The sequence below is a fragment of the Acinetobacter sp. YH12041 genome, from assembly GCF_013419975.1.
In the GTDB taxonomy this organism is placed as follows: domain Bacteria; phylum Pseudomonadota; class Gammaproteobacteria; order Pseudomonadales; family Moraxellaceae; genus Acinetobacter.
This window is the reverse complement of the sequence record NZ_VOZC01000001.1, coordinates 219,167-243,227: the sequence shown is the minus strand read 5'-3', so window position 1 is coordinate 243,227 and position 24,061 is coordinate 219,167. Positions and strand designations below refer to the sequence as shown.

The window sequence follows — 24,061 nt, the reverse complement described above, 5'->3', positions numbered from 1 at the left end:
AAAATGAATGCTTTAGAAAAAGCAAAGTTAATTAAAGAATTAAATGAATTGGGGCAGCAACTAGAACATAAATCCCTCAGTTTATATGAAGCCGCCCGAACCAAAAAACGACTCCAGGATATTTTTCATCTCTGTGATGAACCTGTTTTTAAAAATCAGATTTTAAGTTTTAAATCCCGTGTCCAGCCTGAGCTGGCAGCACATCAGTTTGCGGCGAGCACCGAGTTTCATCACTGTTATCGCAGTTATTTTAAGAATCCTGTCCAGTTGCAACAGGCACTGACTGCGCATAGAGAAACAGGCTGGGCCTTTTTGCATCAGCCACAACAAGGCTGGCAAATCTGGCTGGGTCCTGTAGAGCAATCTGATTTTTTACATAGTGAATGGGATGAATTAGCAAATTGCCATCACTGGCTTTTGCAGCAACAGCAACAAGGCGCATATTTTCCTCTCGATCCCCAACTGAGTATTCCGGCTTTATCTGTTCAGGATGCCGAATTCAATACGCTTACCCTAGAAATCGCGCGTTATCATCAGGGCAGTTTGCAGATCCAGACCAAGATCACTGCACCTCAATTGTCTAAAACAATTAAACCTGATTTAGACAGAGCAACTAGCGAAACAGAAGAAGCTGAAACAGCTGAGCTGTCTATAGAAATAGACAATACGGATAGTTCATCCTCTATTTTGATAATAGATGAAAATATTAATTTTCCTGAATCTATACAGCTAGGTAAATTCTCTGCCCTGCTGCATCCCTTAGAACATGCTGGAGCGACTATACGGCGTCTCTGTGCCCTAGAATTACAACCGACTGTCTCCCAACCGGCCGATCTGGAAATAGCGCTATATTATGCCGAGGAAGAGCACTGGCAGGCACGTCCTGTTTATCTCTCCATGCAGACCGATCAGCAAGGGCAAGGTCTGAAATATCTGATGCTCTTAGGCGCACCGAGCCTCTTGCAGGCCAATTCCTGTATCCAGCACTGGGGCACGCAACGTGGACGGCGTTGTATAGAGATAAAATCCATATCATGGGCAGCTTTAGGTGCCTGTCTTGATCAGATAGATCTTTTCAGTGAAATATATCTGCAACAAGCCGAAACGGTCTGGATGCCTGAGGAAAGCTATGCCTATATTCCGGCTCGGTGTATTCATCAAAAGAAATTTATTACTTTTGAGGAAGCGCCCGCTGATTTTTCTACTCCAATTTTATTGCTACAGGAACATCAGAAAATTCGGGTGATTCATGGAGAACGTCGCCTGGCATTGTCCAATCAGGAAATCGCTTATCCTTATTTAATACTCAAACGTGATAAGGATTTGAATTGGCAAAAAATTCATCAAATTGTTTTAGGATTGTCACAGCCGGTACGGGTTTTAGATCTTTATATGGCAATTCAGGCACAAATCATTAAATAATTGATGTAGTTATGTAGTTTATCCTTGCTTTTTTTCCTTATTTTTTAGAAAACTAGCGCAGTAAATAAAATACGATAAGAGCAAGAATCAACTCATGCGAATAAACCAAATTACTCGAATCTTATTGCTATCACTTGGCGTGGGATTAAGTAGTAGCCCAGTTTGGGCAGAAGCATCTCCTACAGAACCTGCAGAAACAGAACAGCCTACAGGTACAGGTACAGGTACAGGTACAGGTACAGGTACAGGTATTTTAGATCAGATTCCACGCTTGATCGATGCCACGCCTACGATTTTACCTGAACAGTCAGACGAAGCGATGGTGCCCACCACCGAAGAAACAGAAGATAAATCTTGGGCTGACAAAAAGCAGAAAAGAATCCGTGAATGGGCAGACCGCACCGCACATAAGATTGATAACTGGTTTGGCCAGACCAACCCGGATGAGCCAGCAACTGCGACTTTGCGAATCATCCTGGATAATAGCTGGGACAAATATGAAAACTATGAAATCAAGCCGAGGATTCGAGGAAAAATCAAGCTTCCAACCTTGGAACAAAAGTTAAGTCTGGTCTTTGGTGATGACAGCCTGGATAACGAACTGGATAGCAATGTCGCAATTACCAATGAAAATCCTGGCAATGCCCGGGATAAAAATCTGGATATTCGCCGTACCCGTGAAAACAACAGCTCGTTTGCACTACGCTGGTCAGAATTTTCAAATGGCCTACCTTTCGATAGCGATCTGGATCTGGGAGTACGTTCTGGGGATGATATCTATGTACGGGCCAAAATCAGTAAAGACTGGGCGATGCAGAATGACTTCTCTTTTCATGCCGAACAGATTTATCGCTATGGATTGCAGAGTGAAAATTATTTGCGGACCAACCTGGAACTGATCCATGCTCGTCCCAATGAGGCCTTTTTTTCCAATCAGTTAAGTTTAACCTATGCAGATGAGCAGGAAGACGATTTGACCTGGGACAACTATACCTTCAGACAGCATCAATTTTTCCAAGGCAACCGCTTTAACTATGGCATCTATACGGGCGGCTATCTGGATGATAAAGATTTACGCTTAAATCGCTGGGGACCTTATGTGTCCTGGAGACAGCCTTTCTTACGTGAATGGTTCTTTGTGCAAGGCGACCTGAACTATCTGAATGATGACCGACTGGACCGAAGCCATTATCTGGGTGCGATGGTACGTCTTGAGGCCATTTTCTAAATTTGAACAAATCCGAAACTATAAAAGCCCATAAAATATGGGCTTTTTAATGTCTGAATCCAATAAGTTTTTATTGGCGGTGCTCAACCGTTGTAAAGGCAATTCGATCACTACGAATCATACGTTTTTGCTGCAAAGAAGGCTGTTCCATCTGTGGCATATTCCATACCGCGCGGTCGGTACGCTGCATTCGTTTTACTTTTGGCGCTTCTTTTTTCATGGGTGCCTGAAAACTAATACGATCGCTACGAGTCACTTTTTTGGACTCAGTATCGGCCATTGTGGCTGCGCTCATTGACATCAGAATGACTGTACTCAGACTCATCATCAGTGATTTTTTCATGGGAGAATTCTCTAAACTTAATAATCGATATTATAAATTAATATATAAAATATTATCTATTTTTCAGATTTAAAACTTAAAGGTATTTTTTTATTCTGGCTATCGTTTTTTTAAATTATTAAAAGAAAATTAAAGTTTTAATAGCTAATTTCAGAACATAAAAAATCCCTCCGTAGAGGGATTTTTGAAATATAAAAATTAACCCAACAATAGACTGTTAATACGTTTTACATACTCAGCCGGATTTTCTGGTAGACCACCTTCTGCAATCATTGCCTGATCAAAGATCACATTGGCCAGATCATCAAACTGGGCAGAACCTTCCAGTTTTTTCACCAATGGATGTTCCGGGTTAATCTCCAGAATCGGCTTCACATCCGGTACAGGCTGACCTGCATCTTTCAGCATACGGATCAGTTGTGGAGAAAGCTCCCCTTCCCCTGTGACCAGACAGGCTGGTGAATCAACCAGACGAGTCGTTACACGTACTTCTTTGGTTTTGTCTTTCAAAGAATCTGTCAGCTTTTCAACCACAGGTTTGAACTGTTCAGCAGCAGCTTCCAGTGCTTTTTTCTCTTCTGCATCTTGCAGATCACCTAGGTCGACTGCACCCTTAGATACGTTTTGCAATGGGGTACCATCAAACTCATGCACGAAGTTCATTGCCCATTCATCGACGCGTTCTGACATCAGCAATACTTCAATGCCTTTTTTCTTGAATACTTCCAGTTGCGGTGAGTTTTTCGCAGCATTCAGGCTTTCAGCGGTAATGTAGTAAATCGCTTTCTGGCCTTCTTTCATGCGTGCTTTATAGTCTGCCAATGAAGTGCTCACCTCATCATTGGTCGAAGTTGCATAGCGCAGCAGTTTCAAGATACGTTCGCGGTTACCGAAATCTTCACCTAAACCTTCTTTCAGCACCGCACCAAATTCGCGGTAGAAAGTTTTGAAGTTTTCCTGATCTTTTTCATCTTCAGATTTTGCCAGATTATCCAAAGTGGTCAGAATACGGCGGGTATTGCCTTCACGGATGGTTTTCACATCACGGCTTTCCTGCAGCAATTCACGACTCACGTTTAATGGCAGATCAGCACTGTCCACCACGCCCTGTACAAAGCGCAGATAGTTTGGAATCAGGTTATCCGCATCATCCATAATGAAGACACGTTTCACATAGAGCTTGATGCCGGCCTTGGCTTCACGAGTGAAAATATCCTGTGGTGCTTTGCTTGGGATATAAAGCAGTTGGGTATATTCAGTACTACCTTCAACACGATTATGCGCCCAAGCCAATGGTGCAGCAAAATCATGGGTTAGGTTTTTATAGAATTCGGTATATTGCTCTTCAGTAATCTCAGATTTATTCCGAGTCCACAGTGCGCTGGCCGAGTTAATCGCTTCCCACTCATCGGTCTTCACATATTGACCGCCTTTTGGTGTTTCACCTTCAGCAGCTTCTTCTTCCTGCCAGACTTCTTTTTGCATCTGGATTGGCAGGCTGATGTGATCTGAGTATTTATTGATGATCTGTTTGACTTTATAGCTTTGCAGATAATCCAGTGCATCTTCACGCAGATGCAGGATAATATCGGTACCACGACCTTCTTTAGTGATCTGTTCAACTTCGAATTCACCAGTACCGCCACTGATCCAGCGCACCCCTTCTGAGGTATCCGTACCGGCACGACGTGATTCTACAGTAATCTTATCAGCCACAATAAAGCCTGAGTAGAAACCGACACCAAACTGGCCAATCAGCTGCGCATCAGCTTTCTGATCACCCGTCAGTTTTGACATAAAGTCTTTGGTCCCTGATTTGGCAATCGTCCCCAGATTTTCAATGGCTTCTTGCTGACTTAAACCGATCCCGTTATCTGAAATGGTAATAGTTTTATTTTCTGGATCGAGGCTGACACGAACGCGAAGGTCAGGATCATTTTCATAATATTCAGGATGGTTGATCCCTTCAAAACGTAATTTGTCACACGCATCTGAAGCATTAGAAATTAATTCACGCAGGAAAATTTCAGGATTTGAATAAAGCGAATGGGTCACGAGGTGCAGTAACTGCGCTACCTCAGCCTGGAAACTGTGTTTTTGTACGCTTAAATCGCTCATGAATCACTCCTATTATTTTAGATACAGATGTTAACTGCTGCCTATATGAATGGAGTGAGTTCAATAATTTTCAATAGCCTCAAAATAATTTTTTCGCAAAAAATATTTTTATGGCTTTCATTTTTATCAGTTTAATTGATGGGATGGACAAGACTTAATAAGGTCCCATCTTATAGATACGATCAAAATGCAGATCCAGCTGCTGCTGACGCATATTATAGACCTGACTCAAGCAGGATACGGATTCCTGGCAGCGGTCACGGAACTGCAGCCATTTCACCTGATCGCGTTGAATCACCGAACGTGTTCCCATCGGCACCATACGGCGCAAGATGTTATAGCTGGTACTCATTTTGACATCAGCATCATTCAGCAAACGATGTTCACAAATTGTTTTCTCAGTCGCGGTTGTCGCTTTCTGACAATTAAAACTGGCAGCATAACTCTGTGAAATAAACAGCGTGCTGAAGATCAAAAGACTCTTCGACAAAAAACTCATGCTTTGATCTTCCTTATTATTAAGTCGTATTCAATTAATATTTACTTTATTCGTTTTAATATATTTGAGTATTGCCAATCTGCTCAATTTCAATACGTTATAAATCGTTGTTATTTTGAAAAAAAGCCCCATTCAGGATGAGGCTTTTGGAAAAGTGAACCAAAAAATTGGAGCTTAGAATTTATAGCTATAACCGATCGTATAAACCCAAGGATCGATTCCAAATTCACCTAAATTAATTTTTGTCCCATCAGCAGTCTTTGCTTCCAGATCTGTATCTAAGTCTGCATAACGTGCATCAACAAAGACACCCCAGTTTTTTGCATCCGCTGGCTGGAAGTTAAAGCCGACTTGGCCAGCTACCCCATAAGCAACATCTGCATCAAGCTTTGCTACACCTAATGCACCTAATGCGTCTTTTGCAGTTTGGCTAAATTCTTCATCCCATGGAATGAATACTGTAGCACCTACACCGATATATGGAGTAAAGCGGCTTGAATTTTTAAAATTATATTTGGCTGTAATCGTTGGTGGTAGATGTTTTAATGATGCAATTTTCACATCACCCGCCATCTCAACATCATGTTTAAATGGGGTAGCCAATAATAATTCGGCTGAAATATTGTCATTGAAGAAATATTCGACTGAAGGAGTAAAATTGAGTTCGCTACTTGCTTTAGCATCTTCAACTACACCAGGAATCAGGTCAGTTTCCTGAGTAGGCGCTAATACAGAAGCCCCCACTTTCACTTGCCATTGCCCTGCCATCGCAGATGCTGAAAGACCCATTAATGCAATAAGAGCTACTTGCTTTAACATTTTAAAATACCCCCAAGGGAAGAATAATTATTAAGAAAATATTTCTTAATTAATAATAAACATGGCTTAAATTATTATGCAATAGAGATTATAAAAATAAATTTTATTTATTATTTAAGTATATGTAATTATTATATATTTATTTTAAATTGACCATATTGGTTGGTTTTAAATACCCAGTAATTTAATCAGATTAAAATAATAATATTCAGAGTAAAATAATCAGGTTTATATTAATTTTTTATTTAAATATATATTTTAAATACATCTTATAATTTATTTTAAATCTAGGCAAATCTGCTCCGATTTATATCAGAGCAGATTATAAAAAGGACTTACAGAACCATGGCTGCAATCCAGCCAAAAATGATAAGCGGAATATTAAAATGAATGAAGGTTGGAACCACACTATCCTTCATATGGTCATGCTGACCATCCATATTCAGACCGGATGTTGGGCCTAAAGTTGAATCTGATGCTGGAGAACCGGCATCGCCCAAAGCAGCCGCAGTCCCAATGATCGCAATAGTTGCTGCAGGACTAAAACCAAATTGAATACAGAGCGGTACATAAATAATCGCCAGAATCGGAATGGTAGAGAATGATGAACCGATACCCAGAGTAATCAGCAGACCAATCAACAACATTAAAAAGGCGGCAAGTGCCTGGCTATTACCAATCCAGTCAACCGACGCTTCAACCAGCGCAGGAACCTGTCCTGTTGCCTCAATCACGGCAGCAAAACCTTGCGCGGCAATCATGATAAAGCCAACCAGGGCCATCATACGCATACCGGTGATGATCACATCATCTGCTTCTTTCCATTTAAAGATTCCGGCACAACTCAAGATTGCGACACCGACCAGACCGGCAAGAATCATGGAATCTGAATAGAGCTGTACCACAAGAGTTGCAATCACCGCGATCGCTGCCATCCAGATGGTCAGTTTGGCAATTTGCGGTTTCGCTGATTTTTGTTCTACACCCAGTTCAGCAGAGATACTTTGCTGCTGTTCCACATGGATATCTTTATAGAGACGCGGCTTACGGTAGCTGATAAACATGGCCACCAGCAAACCCACGAGCATACCTGAGACCGGAATCGCCATCGCAGCGGGAATCTGGTCATAAGTAATCTCAAAGCCATAAGGTTTACCAAAGGTATTGATGTTATGGCCCAGAATATCATTCAGGAAGATGGCACCAAAACCGACTGGAACCAGCATATATGTTCCCACCAGACCAAAGGTCAGCAGACAGGCCACCAAACGGCGATCCAGCTTCAGATGGTTAAATACCAGCAATAATGGTGGAATCAGAACCGGAATAAAGGCAATGTGTACCGGAATCACGTTTTGTGAGAAAACGGCAGCCAATGCCACTGTACAGAAGATCAGATATTTAACCTTGTTCTGTGCCTTTTCTGATGCCTCACCTTTTAAGGTGGTAATCATTTTATAGGCCAGCAAGTCAGGCAAACCGGAACGTGCCAAGGCCAAAGCAAAAGCACCCAAGATGCCATAAGCCAAGGCAATTTTAGCGCCGCCGCCCAGACCATTGTTAAATGCATCTAAAGTTCCCTGGAGGCCAAGACCTGCCAGCAAACCACCCGTAACAGCACCAATGACCAGGGCAAAAACCACAGGTACACGTGCCAATGAGAGTCCAAACATGACTCCAATAGCAGCAAGAATTGCGAACATAATGAATTGGGAATGAGAGAAAACGGCTATTTTATCAGAAAATCCGGATAAAAATTCTTCCACTTATCCCTGCCGAGTCACGTTCCCAATCTCCATATTAAGTAGTTGCTGTTAATTTTTGCTGAATAAAATTATGAATCAGATGAGCCACCTGTTCCGGCTGACTCAAAATCGCCCAGTGATTGGCATTTAATTCTACCCTGGAAAAATCTTCCACCCATTTTGGCATTTCATCAATCAGATCCGGGCCAACAAACTGGTCTTTTTTGAGCACAATTGCCTGTACCGGACAGACCGCAAAACGCTGTCTAGGTCGAGATAAACGCGGCAAAAAGTTCGCCCGATACAGATTGACGCCATATTTTCCATCTTTGACAATATTCTGGTTTAGCGGCAGATTATCCTGCTGTTCCAGCTGACTGATCATTTTGCCCCAACGTTCTGCATTAAAGAAATTCCATGCTGTAGGTGCTATAAAAGGTAGCTGGAATACCGCGATATACCAAGACTTGGTCATCTGTTTAAAAAACTTGGCCTTATACTGTTTAAACTGTTCACGCATCCAGAAAGCAGCATGATCCAGACATGGACCTGACATGGTGCTAAAAGACAAAATCCGGCCTTTAAATTTAGGTTCGGTGACTGCTTCCCAAGCCTGGATTGACCCCCAGTCATGAGCCGCAAGGTGGAAAGCTCGTCCTGGCAAGACCTGATCGACCACTTGCTCTAAATCTGCACACAGACGTTCCAGACGATAATCCCGAATTTTCTTGGGAACGCTAGAGTCTCCTGCTCCGCGTACATCATAGGTCACCACAAAATAATCCTGAACGAGGTGAGAAATCACCGCTTCCCAGACATCCTGATGGTCAGGATAACCATGAACCAGCACCAAAGCCGGTCGCTCAGGCTCACCCCAGGTTTTCACATAGAGACGTTGATGATCGCTAGTATCTACCCACTGGCTATGTCTTTGCATAGATGTATCCTTATTCGCTGATTGACTCTTTTATTGTTGAAATAGGCACGATTTATCAATGCCAGCTTATTTTTGTTGTTCTAGTATGCATACAAGACCAGAAAAAAGAATATCCGCATGAGCCTATTACGAAAAATTCAGCAACTGCCTTTATTATCCAAATTTATCCTGAATCGCTATGCCCCCTATCGTGGAGCAGGCATTGTCATTGATGAAATGGACTTTGCCAATTATCACGTTCGCGTGAAAATGCCACTGACTCGCAAGAATCAGAATATTGTGGGAGTACATTTTGGTGGCAGCCTGTATTCCATGGTCGACCCTTTTTATATGTTATTGCTGATGCATCATCTTGGTCCGAAATACATTGTTTGGGATAAAAGCTCTACCATTCAGTTTCTGGCGCCAGGACGCGGAACAGTCTATGCTGACATCCGGATTTCCAAGCAGGAAGTACAAACAGTGAAAGAACTGGCAGCTAACCATAGTCCGGTTTATCGCCAGTATCAGCTTAATATTTATGATGATTCCGGTGTGCGTATCGCTGAGGTACAAAAGACCGTTTATATCCGCCTTAAACAGAGCAAAGGCAAGCCTCGAGAAGCTAAATAACGAAATTGAATAAACTAAAAGCGCCATGGAGGCGCTTTTAAATCGATCTGGAGGATAGTTCTGTCGATTAACGACGACGGTTATTCTGTTCGATCGCTGCACCAGCACCACCACCGATGGCACCACCAATTGCAGCCCCACCTGTACCGCCAAAGATGCTTTTACCCACTGCAGAACCTACAGCACCACCGACACCACTATAGGTCGCATTACGGTTTGAACCACCTTGAGCTTTACTACCGACTGCTGCACCGGCACCACCGCCAACTGCTGCACCAACACCACCACCTACTCTGTTACCTACACCACCACCCACTGCACCACCGAGCGCAGCTGCGCCAATACGCTGATCTTTAGCAGACATATTTTCACAGCCTGCCAACATAAAAGTGGAGATAGTTGCAACAGCCATTACGCTCATTAACTTTTTCATGATCTTGGCCTTCCTTCGTGCTTTGACTTAAGATTAACCTGATTTTAAGGAGCGATTCATAACAAGATGTTAAATCTTGAAACCCTCATGATTTATTTTGTAAAGAGCGCATGAAAGATCATGTTTTATTGAGGATTTATCCATATTTAGGATCAGTAAATTTCAGACAATCTGACCTTTTCTAGCGATATAAATATGAATAATTTTAGGAAATAAAAAAGCCACCCGGAGGTGGCTTTTTAAAATGATTTAGCGGCTAATTACAGACCGTTAAATTCATCGCTGAATGCTTGGCTCAACGCTTGGTCTACATCAGAGAAGTCATTGTGCAGTTCAAATTCTGCAGCTTCTGCTTCTTGACGACGACGCTCTAAGTGGTAAGCCAGACCTGTACCCGCTGGGATCAGACGACCTACAACTACGTTTTCTTTCAGACCGCGTAGATCATCTTCTTTACCTGTTACAGCCGCTTCAGTTAACACACGAGTAGTTTCCTGGAACGATGCAGCAGAGATGAACGAGTCAGTAGAAAGCGACGCTTTGGTAATACCCATCAATTGACGTTCAAACTTCGCAGGGAACTTGTTTTGCGCAAGAACAGCTTGGTTCTCTTGCATCACACGGATGTAATCCACTTGTTCACCTTTGATGAAGCTTGTATCGCCACCGTCAGTGATGTCCACTTTACGCAGCATTTGACGTACGATCACTTCGATGTGTTTATCGTTGATTTTTACACCTTGCAGACGGTAAACGTCCTGAACTTCGTTCACGATGTAGTTGGTCAACGCCACTTCACCTTTCAGACGTAAGATGTCATGCGGGTTCTGTGGACCATCAGAAATAGTTTCACCACGGTTCACATGTTCGCCTTCGAACACGTTAATGGTACGCCATTTCGGAATCAGCTCTTCGTAAATCTCTGAACCGTCATCTGGAGTAATGACCAGACGGTTTTTACCTTTAGTCTCTTTACCGAAGCTTACAACACCTGACACTTCTGCAAGGATTGCGTGTTCTTTCGGTTTACGTGCTTCGAACAAGTCAGCAACACGTGGCAGACCACCGGTAATATCACGAGTACGTGAAGATTCTTGTGGTACACGACCAATTACGTCACCCACACCAATTGTTTCGCCATCACGGACAGAAAGAATAGTGTTTTGTGGCAAGAAGTAGAACTGTTCGCCGCCATCTACTGTGTCAAGCACAACAGCTGGACGTAAATCTTTACCAGAAGCAGGACGTGCTGTTACAGGCAAGATTTCAACAGTGGTCATACCAGTTGCATCATCAGTTTTCGATGTTGCAGTTACACCATCAGCAATCTGGCTGAAGCGAACTTTACCAGCTACTTCTGTAACCAGTGGATGTGTATGCGGATCCCAAGTCGCTACGATACCGCCTGCTTCTACAGCTTCACCATCTTTCAGCAAGATAGACGCACCATATGGCAGTTTGTAACGTTCACGTTCACGGCCTAAGTCATCTGCAATACCGATTTCACCTGAACGTGAAGTTGATACCAAGTGACCTTTGGCATGTTGTACAGTTTTTACGTTATGGAAACGTACAGTACCTTTATTACGAACTTGTACGCTGTTTGCAGCAGAAGTTCGGCTCGCAGCACCACCTACGTGGAAGGTACGCATGGTTAACTGTGTACCCGGCTCACCAATTGACTGAGCAGCCATAACACCCACAGATTCACCTGGGTTTACCAAGTGACCGCGTGCAAGGTCACGACCGTAACATTTCGCACAAACACCGAAAGTAGATTCACAAGATACGACTGAACGTACTTTAACTTCATCGACACCTTGCTCTTCCAGGTAGTTTGCAAGTTTTTCATCGATCAATGTGTTACGCGGCAGAATAACTTCTTCAGTACCCGCACGTTTCACATCTTCAGCAACTACACGACCCAGTACTCGACTACCCAGGTTCTCGATCACGTCGCCGCCTTGAATGAACGGAGTCATGACAAGACCAGACAACGTACCACAATCCGGCTCAGTGATAACCAAGTCTTGCGCAACGTCTACCAAACGACGAGTCAGGTAACCAGAGTTCGCTGTTTTCAGTGCTGTATCGGCCAAACCTTTACGCGCACCGTGTGTTGAAATGAAGTACTGAAGTACTGTCAGACCTTCACGGAAGTTCGCTTTAATTGGTGTCTCAATGATCGAACCATCCGGTTTCGCCATCAGACCACGCATACCAGCCAACTGACGAATCTGAGCTGCGGAACCACGGGCACCAGAGTCAGACATCATGTAGATGCTGTTGAATGATTTCTGTTTCTCGTCTTCACCCTGTTTGTTCTTAACAGTTGTGAATGACAAGTTGTCCATCATCGCTTTCGCTACCTGGTCGTTAGTACGCGCCCAGATATCGACCACTTTGTTATAACGTTCGCCGGCAGTTACGAAACCTTGTTCGAACTGTTGTTCAATTTCACGAACTTCAGCTTCGGCTTTCCCGATAATCGCTTGTTTTTGTGGTGGAATGACCATGTCTTCCATACCTACAGAAACACCAGAACGAGTCGCTTGACGGAAGCCAAGGTACATCAATTGGTCAGCGAAGATAACAGTGTCTTTCAGACCCAGTTTACGGTAGCAAGAGTTGATTAACTTAGAGATGTTCTTTTTAGTCATCTCAACGTTAATTTGCTGGAAGTCCATACCTTCAGGCACAACTTCCCAAAGCAGACAGCGACCAGGAGTTGTATCTACGATAATCGTTTGCTGTTCACGTTCGCCGTTTTCGTTGATCACGGTTTGGTGTACACGTGCTTTCACGCGAGCGTGCATATCTACCTGACCAGTCGCAAGCGCACGGTTCACTTCGTCAGTATCCGCGAACACCATGCCTTCACCTTTGGCATTTACTGCATCACGAGTGATGTAGTAAAGACCCAAGACAACGTCCTGAGACGGTACGATGATTGGCTCACCGTTCGCTGGAGACAGAATGTTGTTAGTCGACATCATTAACGCACGAGCTTCTAACTGAGCTTCAAGTGTTAATGGTACGTGTACCGCCATTTGGTCACCGTCGAAGTCGGCGTTGAACGCAGCACATACGAGTGGGTGAAGACGGATCGCTTTACCTTCAATCAGAATAGGTTCAAATGCTTGAAGACCTAGACGGTGAAGGGTCGGCGCACGGTTCAACATTACTGGATGCTGACGAATCACAGAGGCAAGAACATCCCAAACTTCTGGAGTTTCACGTTCAACCATTTTCTTCGCAGCTTTAATGGTTGTTGCTTGACCAGATGCTTGCAGCTTCGCAAAGATGAATGGCTTGAACAGTTCAAGCGCCATTTTCTTAGGAAGACCACATTGGTGTAAACGCAGGCTTGGACCTACGGTAATTACCGAACGACCAGAGTAATCGACACGTTTACCCAACAAGTTCTGACGGAAACGACCTTGTTTACCTTTGATCATATCTGCCAAAGATTTAAGCGGACGTTTGTTCGAACCTGTAATTGCACGACCACGACGACCGTTATCCAGCAATGCATCTACAGATTCTTGCAACATACGTTTTTCGTTACGTACGATGATATCTGGAGCCGCAAGGTCAAGAAGACGTTTCAAACGGTTGTTACGGTTGATCACACGACGGTAAAGGTCGTTCAGGTCAGAAGTCGCGAAACGACCACCTTCAAGTGGTACAAGCGGACGAAGATCTGGTGGAAGTACAGGAAGTACGTTCATCACCATCCATTCTGGCTTGTTGTTCGAATCGTTGAATGCTTCCATCAATTTCAGACGTTTAGAGGCTTTTTTAAGCTTAGTTTCTGAAGTTGTGTTAGGGATTTCTTCACGAAGACGCGCAATTTCAGCTTCAAGATCGATATCTTTAAGCAAGTCTTGAACCGCTTCTGCACCCATTTTCGCAGTGAATTCATCACCGTGTTCTTCTAACGCATTGAAGTATTCTTCATCGTTAAGAAGTTGGTATTTCTCAAATGGAGTCATACCTGGGTCAGTTACAACGTAAGATTCGAAATACAATACGCGTTCGATATCACGTAGCGTCATGTCTAATAAAAGACCGATACGGCTAGGCAATGATTTCAGGAACCAGATGTGTGCAACTGGAGAAGCCAGTTCGATGTGACCCATACGCTCACGACGAACTTTCGCAGTTGTTACTTCAACGCCACATTTTTCACAAATGACGCCTTTGTATTTCATACGCTTGTATTTACCACACAAGCATTCGTAATCTTTTACTGGACCAAAGATTTTGGCACAGAATAAACCGTCACGTTCTGGTTTGAACGTACGGTAGTTAATGGTTTCTGGCTTTTTAACTTCACCATGAGACCACGACTTAATCATTTCTGGTGACGCAAGACCAATACGGATACGATCAAACTCTACTGGAGCATGACCGTCGGAATCCGTCTTTTTGCGCATGATATCGAGCAAGTCTTTCAATTTTTTTCTCCGTGTGTCGAGGAGATTTTCACTTCCCGACTGGGTCACAAATATTGTTTTTTACTGAAATTCGGGAATCTCAAGAATCCCCCTAAATCCCCCTTTATAAAGGGGGACTTTCTCCCCTCTTTCTTAAAGAGGGGTCGGGGGAGATTTCTTAGTCACCATTTTTCAGTTCAATGTTGATACCTAAAGAACGGATCTCTTTGGTCAATACGTTGAACGATTCAGGCATACCTGGGTCCATATAATGGTTACCATCTACAATGTTCTTATAGATACGGGTACGGCCTTCAACGTCATCCGACTTCACAGTAAGCATTTCTTGAAGCGTATATGCTGCACCGTATGCTTCCAGTGCCCAGACTTCCATCTCACCGAAACGCTGACCACCGAATTGTGCTTTACCACCAAGCGGCTGTTGCGTTACTAGAGAGTAAGAACCAGTAGAACGCGCATGCATCTTGTCGTCAACCAAGTGGTTCAGTTTCAGCATGTACATGTAACCTACAGTTACAGGACGGTCGAAACGTTCACCAGTACGGCCATCATACAATACAGTTTGACCCGTACGTGACAAGCCAGCAAGCTCAAGTAATTCTTTGATCTGACCTTCTTCAGCACCATCAAATACTGGAGTTGCCAGAGGAACACCTTTACGCAAGTTACCAGACAGTTTCAAGATTTCTTCATCAGTCAGGCTGTCAAGATCTTCTTGCTGACCGCCAACCTTATTATAAATCTTGTCTAGGAAATCACGCAGTTCAAGAACTGTACGCTGTTCTTTCAGCATCTTATCGATTTGATCGCCAAGACCTTTAGCAGCCATACCCAAGTGAGTTTCCAGAATCTGACCGACGTTCATACGTGATGGTACACCGAGCGGGTTCAGTACGATATCTACTGGTACACCATTGGCATCGTGCGGCATGTCTTCAACAGGCAGGATGTTAGAAACTACACCCTTGTTACCGTGACGACCCGCCATCTTATCACCAGGCTGGATACGACGTTTAACGGCCAGGTAAACCTTAACAACTTTCAATACGCCAGTTGTCAGTTCGTCACCTGTAGAAAGTTTGCGTTTTTTCTCAGCAAATTTCTCATCAATTTCAAGGCTCTTCTCTTTTAAGAACACTTGAATTTGAGTTAAACGTTCAGCAATTGCTTCATCACTTGGTTGGATATCAAGCAGATCAACCAGCTCTAAACCAGATAACAATTCTTCAGACAGTTTGTCACCGCGTTTAGTAGTACCGCCACCGTTAGATTCCTGACCTTTCAACAGACGGACAATACGTTCGCGTGCTGCTTCTTCGAAGATTTTGTATTCTTCTTTCAAGTCTTTACGGTAAGCATCAAGCTGAGCTTTTTCAATTGCCTGAGCACGTTCGTCTTTCTCAAGACCGTCACGTGTAAACACTTGAACGTCGATCACAGTACCTTTAGTACCCGATGGAACACGTAAAGAAGAGTCTTTTACGTCAGCCGCTTTTTCACCGAAGATTGCACGAAGCAGTTTTTCTTCAGGAGTTAACTGAGTTTCACCTTTAGGCGTTACTTTACCTACCAGGATGTCACCCGCGGTCACTTCAGCACCGATGTAAACGATACCTGACTCGTCCAGTTTAGAAAGCGCTGCTTCACCCACGTTCGGGATATCGGCAGTAATTTCTTCAGCACCCAGTTTGGTATCACGTGCAACACATGAAAGTTCCTGGATGTGAATAGACGTTAAACGGTCTTCTTGAAGAACACGCTCAGATAACAAGATCGAGTCTTCGTAGTTGTAACCGTTCCAGGTCATGAATGCTACGCGCATGTTTTGACCCAATGCTAGCTCACCACCATCAGTTGATGGACCGTCAGCCAGAACGTCGCCACGACCTACTTTATCGCCCAGGCTCACAAGAACTTTCTGGTTGATACAAGTGTTCTGGTTAGAACGTGTGTATTTGATCAGGTTATAGATATCTACACCTGCTTCGCCTGCAACCATTTCGTCTTCGTTGACACGAATCACGACACGCGAAGCGTCAACAAATTCAATACGACCACCACGTTTCGCGATTACACATACACCAGAGTCATGTGCTACGTTCGCTTCCATACCGGTACCAACCAGTGGTTTGTCAGCGATTAACGTAGGAACAGCCTGACGTTGCATGTTCGAACCCATCAATGCACGGTTGGCGTCATCGTGCTCAAGGAACGGAATCAGTGATGCTGCTACAGATACAACCTGTTGAGCAGATACGTCCATATGCGTCACTTTTTCAGGAGGCATACGTACGAATTCACCTTGGTGACGTACAGAAACGAATTCTTCAGACAGGTTGCCGTCTTTATCTACTGCAGAGTCGGCCTGTGCAATCACAGTACCTACTTCTTCAATCGCAGACAGGTATTCAACGTCATCAGTTACGCGGCCATCAACCACTTTACGGTATGGAGTTTCCAGGAAACCGAAGTTGTTACATTTGGCGTAAACAGACAGAGAGTTGATCAAACCAATGTTTGGACCCTCAGGAGTCTCAATTGGACATACACGACCATAGTGAGTTTGATGTACGTCACGTACTTCGAAGCCCGCACGTTCACGAGTCAAACCACCAGGCCCAAGTGCTGATACACGACGCTTGTGGGTAATTTCAGATAACGGGTTGTTTTGGTCCATGAACTGAGACAACTGGCTTGAACCAAAGAATTCTTTGATTGCAGCAGCCACTGGCTTCGCATTGATCAGGTCTTGCGGAGACAGATTATCAGTTTCAGCTTGAGACAAACGTTCTTTAACAGCACGTTCTACACGAACCAGACCTACACGGAATTGGTTCTCAGTCATTTCACCCACAGAACGAACACGACGGTTACCCAAGTGGTCGATATCGTCGACTTCACCTTTACCGTTACGGATTTCTACTAATGTTTTTAATACATCAGTGATATCTTCATTCGAGAGAATGCCTTCAACTTCGCGTGACTTCTGATCAGTACCCACTTCGTAAGGACGACCCAAACGACGGTTGAACTTCATACGGCCGACTGGAGACAGATCATAACGCTCAGAAGAGAAGAACAGGTTGTTGAACAGGTTCTCAGCAGCTTCTTTTGTTGGTGGCTCACCTGGACGCATGACTTTGTAGATTTCTACAAGTGCTTCATCACGGCTTACTGTGGTATCAGCACGTAATGTATCCGCAATGAATGGACCACGGTCGATATCGTTAGTGAACAGGATGTTGAACTGTTTCACGCCGCCTTCTGCAATTTTCACCATAATTTCATGGCTTAGAACAGTATTGGCTGCAATCACATCACCATCTTTCAGTGGGATGTCTTCAGCAGTGATACGTTCGTACAGGTATTCATCAGGAACAGAAAGCTTCTCAAGACCAGATGCTTCCATTTGACGTACATGACGTGCGTTAATACGTTTACCTTGTTCAACAATGACTTTGCCGTCTTTGTCAGCAATGTCGAACTGTGCCATTTCGCCGCGCAGGCGCTCTGGAACAAGGTCAATCTGGTAGCTACCCATGTCCAGATACACAGGTACTTTCTCGTAGAACATGTCGAGAATTTGTTCGTTGGCATAACCCAGCGCACGAAGCACCACAGTCGCAAGCAATTTACGACGACGGTCAATACGTACGTAGACCAAGTCTTTGGCATCGAATTCAAAGTCTAACCATGAACCACGGTAAGGAATGATACGAGCTGAATAAAGGACTTTACCGCTTGAGTGAGTTTTGCCTTTATCGTGGTCAAAGAATACGCCCGGTGAACGGTGCAATTGCGATACGATTACACGCTCGGTACCGTTAATGACGAAAGTACCGTTGTCTGTCATAAGCGGCATTTCGCCCATGTAGACTTCTTGTTCACGTACGTCTTTGATTGATTTAGTTTCGCGATCTTTCAGGATCAAACGAATTTTTACGCGCATTGGTGCTGCATAAGTTGAGCCACGAAGGATACATTCGCGTACATCAAACTCAGGCTTACCAAGACTATACTCAACAAATTCTAAAGCAGCATTGCCAGAATAACTTTCAATAGGAAAAACTGAACGAAATGCGGCTTGGAGACCGATATCTTCGCGGTTTTTTGGTGATTTGCCATCTTGTAAGAATGTTCTGTACGAGTCGACTTGAATCGCGAGCAGGTACGGAGCATCCATGACGCTAGGCAATTTACCAAAATTCTTACGGATCCGTTTCTTTTCGGTATATGAGTATGCCATCTGGAGTCCTCGGAAAGTGTAAACCAAGCCCGCCTGCAGAACGGGCTCAGAAGGAATTACGCTGGCCGATATGGCCACCACTCTTTACAAATGCTGCAATTTTTAGTGGTATTAAAACGCTTAACAATATTTTTTTAATGAAAAATATTGGTAAGCGTTTGTTCATTATGTTTATTTTTAATTTGTATGAATTTTATATCATGCAAACAAAAATCGAGCCGATTATTGTAACGCAAAAAGGCTGATGACCCAAGAGCCATCAGCCAATTTTTGGAGCCGATTATAAAAAAACCGGCTCCTTTAAGAAATTACTTAAGAGTAACTGTAGCACCAGCTTCTTCAAGTTTTTTCTTAAGCTCTTCGCCTTCTTCTTTAGAAACGCCTTCTTTAAGAACTGTAGGTGCGCCTTCAACCATGTCTTTAGCTTCTTTCAAGCCAAGACCAGTAGCTTCACGAACTGCTTTAATTACAGCAACTTTGTTACCACCGAAAGAAGTCAACTCAACGTTGAATTCTGATTGTTCTTCAGCAGCAGCAGCAGCGCCAGGAGCAGCAGCAACAGCAACAGCAGCAGCAGATACGTTGAATTTCTCTTCGAAAGCAGAGATTAGTTCAACAAGTTCAAGAACAGTTTTTTCTGCAACTGCGTTTAGGATTTCTTCGTTAGTTAAAGCCATGAGAATAACTCCAAATGGAAATTGAATGGTGTGGAAATAAATTTAAGCTTATGCAGCTTCTGACTCGTTTTTCTCTTTGAGCGCAGTAATAAGGCGACCCAATTTCGAAATAGGAGCTTGAAGAACGTTTGCAAGCATAGTAAGCGCTTTTTCTTGGTTCGGAAGGTTCGCGATTACGCTAACTTCAGCACCTTCGTAAACTTTGCCATCAAATGCAGCAGCTTTAAGTTCGAATGCTTTGTTAGTTTTTGCGAATTCTTCGAACAAGCGTGCAGCTGCACCCATGTCGTCTTCAGAAGTCGAGAAAGCTAAGATTGTTGGGCCAACAAGGCTGTCGTTCAAGATATTGAATTGAGTATCTTGAAGAGCGCGTTTAGCCAGAGTGTTACGCACGATACGTGTTTTAACACCTAGTTTACGAGCTTCAACACGAAGAGCAGTTAATTGCTCAACTGTTAAACCTTGGTAGTCAGCAACAACAGCGGCAAATGCAGTAGAAGCAATTTCACTTACTTCAGCTACGATCTGTTTTTTGCCTTCAATAAGAAGAGCCATTGTAAAACCTCCTAACGGTGATTTATGTGCCTGATCACAAGCACACTCCCAATTCGTGAATTCATCTCTGAAATCACACGCGGAGGATGAACAAATCACACCACCGCGTCTACGCAGGCTGGAGTATTAAGAGGAAAGCATAAAACTCCCCTCGCCTGAGGTCTTTGACGCTGATAAATTTACATTTATCAATTCAAAGTCTGCCTAAGTTCGCAAGTAGTCCGAAACCGGTTTCTTCTTGCGTAAGTTTTAAAGCAGTGCTTTAAAACTTACTCAGGGCTTTAAAATTCTGTATAAGTTTATAACTTATTTAGAAACGTTTGCTACATCAACGATCAGACCAGGACCCATAGTAGAGCTTAGAGTGATCTTTTGAATGTAAACACCTTTAGAAGTAGCAGGTTTTGCTTTCTTAAGGTCAGCTACAAGAGCTTCAACGTTTTGACGAACAGCTTCAGCAGAGAAACCTACTTGACCGATCGCAGCGTGGATAATACCTGCTTTGTCTACACGGTAACGCGCTTGACCAGCTTTTGCATTTTTAACTGCAGTTGCTACGTCAGGAGTTACAGTACCTACTTTAGGGTTTGGCATTAAGCCACGTGGACCAAGAATCGTACCCAGTTTACCAACAACGCGCATTGCATCAGGAGCAGCAATCACTACGTCGAAGTCAAGGTTTCCGCCTTGGATGCTTTCAGCAAGATCATCGAAACCAACAACGTCTGCACCAGCTTCTTTCGCAGCTTCAGCAGCAGCGCCTTGAGCAAATACAGCTACGCGTACAGTTTTACCAGTACCTGCAGGAAGAGTAGTCGCGCCACGAACAACCTGATCAGATTTACGAGGGTCAACACCCAGGTTTACAGCGATGTCCAAAGATTCTTTGAATTTCGCAGCTGGAAGGCTAGTAAGAACTTCTACAGCTTCTTCTAAAGTGTAAACTTTCTGTGCTTCTACAGCAGCAGCAATGGCTTTTTGACGTTTAGTTAACTTTGCCATGTCTTATAGCTCCACTTCCAAGCCCATAGAACGTGCAGAACCAGCGATGGTACGTACACGCGCGTCTAAATCAGCACCAGTTAAGTCTGGTTCTTTAGTAGTCGCGATTTCTTCCAATTGAGCACGAGTCAACTTACCAACTTTAGTTTTGTTAGGTACAGAAGAACCCTTTTGGATACCAGCAGCTTTCTTAAGAAGAACAGCAGCAGGTGGAGTTTTCATGATGAATGTGAACGACTTGTCGTTGTACACAGTGATCACGACTGGAATTGGTAGACCAGCTTCAACTTTTTGTGTAGCAGCATTGAATTCTTTACAGAATGCCATGATGTTAACACCACGTTGACCTAGTGCAGGACCAATCGGTGGAGATGGATTCGCTTTACCAGCTGGAACTTGCAGCTTGATATAGCCGTCAATCTTCTTAGCCATTTCAAATTACCTCTGGGTGCAAACGCCGCTAGGCTCCCCAATGATTTCAAGTAACGATACCGTTACAACAACAATGCCTGATTTGCACGCAAATCAGGCGTTTTCAACCCGAACAAATTAAACTGTTTTTTCGACTTGGCGAAATTCCAGTTCAACCTGAGTTGGTCGGTTAAATACGTTAATCGTCAGCGTTAAGCGTGACTTGTCGTAAAGCACTTCTTCCACCACACCTTTAAAGTCAGTGAATGGACCGTCAATTACGAGTAATTCTTCGCCTGGTTCAAACATGGTCTTAGGACGCGGTGCTTCACCAGTATTGCGTACACGTGCAAGGATTGCATCAGCTTCTTTTTGCGTAATTGGAGCCGGTTTTTCAGCCGTACCACCAATAAAACCAAGCACTTTTGGACACTCTTTCACGATGTGCCAAGTGTCATCGTTCATTTCCATTTCGACTAATACATAGCCAGGAAAGAACTTACGCTCTGATTTACGCTTCTTGCCATCCTTCATTTCTACCACTTCTTCGGTAGGAACAAGGACTTCACCAAAGCTATCGGCAACAGCGCTACGCTGGATTCGATCATTAAGCGAACGCATCACTTGTTTTTCATAACCTGAATAGGCATGAATAATGTACCAACGTTTCATAGCTCTCTTACCCGATAATAAACTTCATTAACCAGCCTAAAACATAGTCAAAGCACCATAGAACAATGGCTGCAATCACTACAACAGCAAGGACTTGCCAAGATGTGGTCACAGTCTCTTGTTTGGTAGGCCAGGTCACTCGACGTAACTCGATTCGTGCATCCTTAAGAAGACGAACAAAGCCTTTGCCTTGATGGGTGGCGTATAATAAACCGAATGCCACAACGATACAAGCCAAAATTACCCCAACGCGCACCCAAATATCATTCGCAGGCGCCCAGTATGCAGGTAAATATTGGTTTACCATCATAGCACCGACCAATAAAATCAAGGCGATAACCCATAGAACAATGTCTAATGGAGAACCAGAACTTACATCTACAGCAGGATTATTTCTTTGAGGAATTGCCGCTTCGCTTAATGCGTCGCGTGATTTATCATTCGACATTTTTGTACTCGTCGTAGGTTTCGCGACTTATTATATGACCAGTTTTGCCGACATCAAGCGTCTTTTGAAAAAAACTTGGCAGGCCAGGAGGGACTCGAACCCCCAACATTCGGTTTTGGAGACCGACGCTCTACCAATTGAACTACTGGCCTGTAGATAAACTGGAGCCGAAACTCCAGCTTATTTTCTATTCTATGATTATGCAGTTACTTTAGCAACTACACCAGCACCAACTGTACGACCACCCTCACGGATCGCAAAACGTAGACCTGGGTCCATTGCGATTGGGTGAATTAGTTCTACTGACATTTCTACGTTGTCACCAGGCATAACCATTTCAACGCCTTCTTTCAAAGAAATCGCGCCAGTTACGTCAGTTGTACGGAAGTAGAACTGTGGACGGTAACCATTCAGGAATGGAGTGTGACGACCACCTTCGTCTTTAGAAAGTACGTATACTTCTGCATCGAATTTAGTGTGCGGTTTGATAGAACCTGGTTTAGCAAGTACTTGACCACGTTGTACGTCTTCACGTTTAGTACCACGAAGCAAGATACCACAGTTCTCACCAGCACGGCCTTCGTCAAGAAGTTTACGGAACATTTCAACGCCAGTTACAGTAGTTTTAACTGTATCTTTGATACCCACGATTTCAACTTCTTCACCAACTTTGATGACACCAGTTTCTACACGGCCAGTTACTACTGTACCACGACCAGAAATTGAGAATACGTCTTCGATTGGCATCAGGAATGCTTGGTCGATTGCACGTTCTGGTTCTGGAATGTAAGAGTCAAGCGCTTCAACAAGAGCTACAACTGCATCTTCACCGTATTGACCAGCTTCACCGTTAAGTGCAGCAAGTGCTGAACCACGGATTACAGGAGTGTCATCACCTGGGAAGTCGTAAGTAGAAAGAAGTTCACGAACTTCCATTTCAACCAGTTCAAGAAGCTCTTCGTCGTCTACAAGGTCGCATTTGTTCAAGAATACAACGATGTAAGGTACACCTACCTGACGAGAAAGCAGGATGTGTTCACGAGTTTGTGGCATTGGACCGTCAGTCGCAGCACATACAAGGATCGCGCCGTCCATCTGAGCAGCACCAGTAATCATGTTTTTAACATAATCGGCGTGGCCCGGGCAGTCTACGTGAGCGTAGTGACGAGTTGGAGAATCGTATTCTACGTGTGAAGTATTAATTGTAATACCACGTGCTTTTTCTTCTGGTGCAGAGTCGATTGCAGCGTAGTCTTTCGCTTCACCACCGAATTTTTTAGCACATACAGTTGCAATCGCAGCTGTTAAAGTTGTTTTACCATGGTCAACGTGACCGATTGTGCCCACGTTAACGTGTGGCTTATTACGTTCAAACTTAGCCTTAGCCATGTTAATCTTCCTCGTTTACGTCGAACACAATTCTGAGTAAAACCC

At 43.8% G+C, this 24,061-nt stretch carries 20 protein-coding genes and 1 tRNA gene; 4 read left to right on the top strand and 17 right to left on the bottom strand.

Annotated features, from left to right (window positions below; translation table 11 throughout):
- The first annotated feature begins 3 nt into the window (after nucleotides 1-3).
- Together FTU00_RS01175 and FTU00_RS01170 are read left to right on the top strand one after the other, a co-directional pair.
- Nucleotides 4-1,422, top strand: a complete 1,419-nt coding sequence (locus FTU00_RS01175) for a hypothetical protein (RefSeq protein ID WP_180178922.1) — start codon at nucleotides 4-6, stop codon at nucleotides 1,420-1,422.
- Nucleotides 1,423-1,516: 94 nt separating this feature from the next.
- Nucleotides 1,517-2,650, top strand: a complete 1,134-nt coding sequence (locus FTU00_RS01170; protein WP_180025231.1) for a hypothetical protein — start codon at nucleotides 1,517-1,519, stop codon at nucleotides 2,648-2,650.
- Between the two features lie 70 nt (nucleotides 2,651-2,720).
- Here the strand turns inward: FTU00_RS01170 and FTU00_RS01165 are convergent, their stop codons facing one another.
- The 6 genes from FTU00_RS01165 to FTU00_RS01140 all read right to left on the bottom strand — a co-directional run bounded on the left by FTU00_RS01165 (nucleotide 2,721) and on the right by FTU00_RS01140 (nucleotide 9,111).
- Nucleotides 2,721-2,993 carry a hypothetical protein gene (locus FTU00_RS01165; RefSeq protein WP_159123438.1) on the bottom strand — a complete coding sequence of 91 codons (273 nt, stop codon included), beginning with the start codon at nucleotides 2,991-2,993 and terminating at the stop codon, nucleotides 2,721-2,723.
- Between the two features lie 198 nt (nucleotides 2,994-3,191).
- Complete coding sequence (htpG, locus tag FTU00_RS01160; RefSeq protein WP_005232515.1) at nucleotides 3,192-5,111, bottom strand: molecular chaperone HtpG; 1,920 nt, start codon at nucleotides 5,109-5,111, stop codon at nucleotides 3,192-3,194.
- Nucleotides 5,112-5,265: 154 nt separating this feature from the next.
- Nucleotides 5,266-5,610: a lysozyme inhibitor LprI family protein gene (locus FTU00_RS01155; RefSeq protein WP_034170983.1), complete on the bottom strand. Its 345-nt coding sequence runs from the start codon at nucleotides 5,608-5,610 to the stop codon at nucleotides 5,266-5,268.
- 174 nt (nucleotides 5,611-5,784) lie between these two features.
- Nucleotides 5,785-6,429 carry an OmpW family protein gene (locus FTU00_RS01150; RefSeq protein WP_180178921.1) on the bottom strand — a complete coding sequence of 215 codons (645 nt, stop codon included), beginning with the start codon at nucleotides 6,427-6,429 and terminating at the stop codon, nucleotides 5,785-5,787.
- Between the two features lie 335 nt (nucleotides 6,430-6,764).
- Nucleotides 6,765-8,132 carry a Na+/H+ antiporter family protein gene (locus FTU00_RS01145; protein ID WP_180178920.1) on the bottom strand — a complete coding sequence of 456 codons (1,368 nt, stop codon included), beginning with the start codon at nucleotides 8,130-8,132 and terminating at the stop codon, nucleotides 6,765-6,767.
- Nucleotides 8,133-8,229: 97 nt separating this feature from the next.
- Nucleotides 8,230-9,111: an alpha/beta fold hydrolase gene (locus FTU00_RS01140; protein WP_180178919.1), complete on the bottom strand. Its 882-nt coding sequence runs from the start codon at nucleotides 9,109-9,111 to the stop codon at nucleotides 8,230-8,232.
- Between the two features lie 117 nt (nucleotides 9,112-9,228).
- Here FTU00_RS01140 and FTU00_RS01135 point away from each other — a divergent pair, with 117 nt between their 5' ends.
- The gene (locus FTU00_RS01135; RefSeq protein ID WP_159123442.1) at nucleotides 9,229-9,723 is read left to right on the top strand and encodes a DUF4442 domain-containing protein; all 495 of its coding nucleotides are present in this window, start codon (nucleotides 9,229-9,231) and stop codon (nucleotides 9,721-9,723) included.
- 67 nt (nucleotides 9,724-9,790) lie between these two features.
- Here the strand turns inward: FTU00_RS01135 and FTU00_RS01130 are convergent, their stop codons facing one another.
- The 3 genes from FTU00_RS01130 to rpoB form a co-directional block, all read right to left on the bottom strand.
- Entirely contained in the window at nucleotides 9,791-10,156 is a 366-nt protein-coding gene (locus FTU00_RS01130) for a DNA transfer protein p32 (RefSeq protein WP_034170980.1), read from the bottom strand.
- 260 nt (nucleotides 10,157-10,416) lie between these two features.
- Nucleotides 10,417-14,616, bottom strand: coding sequence for a DNA-directed RNA polymerase subunit beta' (gene rpoC / locus FTU00_RS01125; RefSeq protein WP_180178918.1), 4,200 nt, complete (start codon nucleotides 14,614-14,616; stop codon nucleotides 10,417-10,419).
- A 157-nt stretch (nucleotides 14,617-14,773) separates the two neighbouring features.
- Nucleotides 14,774-18,862, bottom strand: a complete 4,089-nt coding sequence (gene rpoB, locus FTU00_RS01120; RefSeq protein WP_180178917.1) for a DNA-directed RNA polymerase subunit beta — start codon at nucleotides 18,860-18,862, stop codon at nucleotides 14,774-14,776.
- Between rpoB and FTU00_RS01115 the strand changes: the two genes are divergently transcribed.
- Nucleotides 18,856-19,107 (top strand): hypothetical protein, encoded by a 252-nt coding sequence (locus tag FTU00_RS01115; RefSeq protein ID WP_034170979.1) that lies wholly within the window; start codon nucleotides 18,856-18,858, stop codon nucleotides 19,105-19,107. The two genes, rpoB and FTU00_RS01115, sit on opposite strands and share 7 nt — an antisense overlap.
- Nucleotides 19,108-19,170: 63 nt before the next feature.
- On the opposite strand, the gene rplL is transcribed toward FTU00_RS01115, so the two are convergent.
- From rplL to tuf, 8 genes are all read right to left on the bottom strand, one after another.
- Complete coding sequence (gene rplL / locus FTU00_RS01110) at nucleotides 19,171-19,539, bottom strand: 50S ribosomal protein L7/L12 (RefSeq protein ID WP_159123444.1); 369 nt, start codon at nucleotides 19,537-19,539, stop codon at nucleotides 19,171-19,173.
- Between the two features lie 48 nt (nucleotides 19,540-19,587).
- The gene (gene rplJ, locus FTU00_RS01105; protein ID WP_004781671.1) at nucleotides 19,588-20,094 is read right to left on the bottom strand and encodes a 50S ribosomal protein L10; all 507 of its coding nucleotides are present in this window, start codon (nucleotides 20,092-20,094) and stop codon (nucleotides 19,588-19,590) included.
- Between the two features lie 306 nt (nucleotides 20,095-20,400).
- Nucleotides 20,401-21,096, bottom strand: coding sequence for a 50S ribosomal protein L1 (gene rplA / locus FTU00_RS01100; RefSeq protein WP_004781669.1), 696 nt, complete (start codon nucleotides 21,094-21,096; stop codon nucleotides 20,401-20,403).
- A gap of 3 nt (nucleotides 21,097-21,099) precedes the next feature.
- Nucleotides 21,100-21,528: a 50S ribosomal protein L11 gene (rplK, locus tag FTU00_RS01095; protein WP_004781668.1), complete on the bottom strand. Its 429-nt coding sequence runs from the start codon at nucleotides 21,526-21,528 to the stop codon at nucleotides 21,100-21,102.
- A gap of 117 nt (nucleotides 21,529-21,645) precedes the next feature.
- A complete protein-coding gene (gene nusG / locus FTU00_RS01090) occupies nucleotides 21,646-22,179 on the bottom strand; it encodes a transcription termination/antitermination protein NusG (RefSeq protein ID WP_005232530.1) in 534 nt (177 codons plus the stop codon).
- A gap of 7 nt (nucleotides 22,180-22,186) precedes the next feature.
- Entirely contained in the window at nucleotides 22,187-22,627 is a 441-nt protein-coding gene (secE, locus tag FTU00_RS01085) for a preprotein translocase subunit SecE (RefSeq protein ID WP_179991968.1), read from the bottom strand.
- A gap of 76 nt (nucleotides 22,628-22,703) precedes the next feature.
- Nucleotides 22,704-22,779: transfer RNA gene (locus FTU00_RS01080), tRNA-Trp, on the bottom strand.
- Between the two features lie 46 nt (nucleotides 22,780-22,825).
- Nucleotides 22,826-24,016, bottom strand: a complete 1,191-nt coding sequence (gene tuf / locus FTU00_RS01075) for an elongation factor Tu (protein ID WP_179991967.1) — start codon at nucleotides 24,014-24,016, stop codon at nucleotides 22,826-22,828.
- Nucleotides 24,017-24,061: the final 45 nt, after the last annotated feature.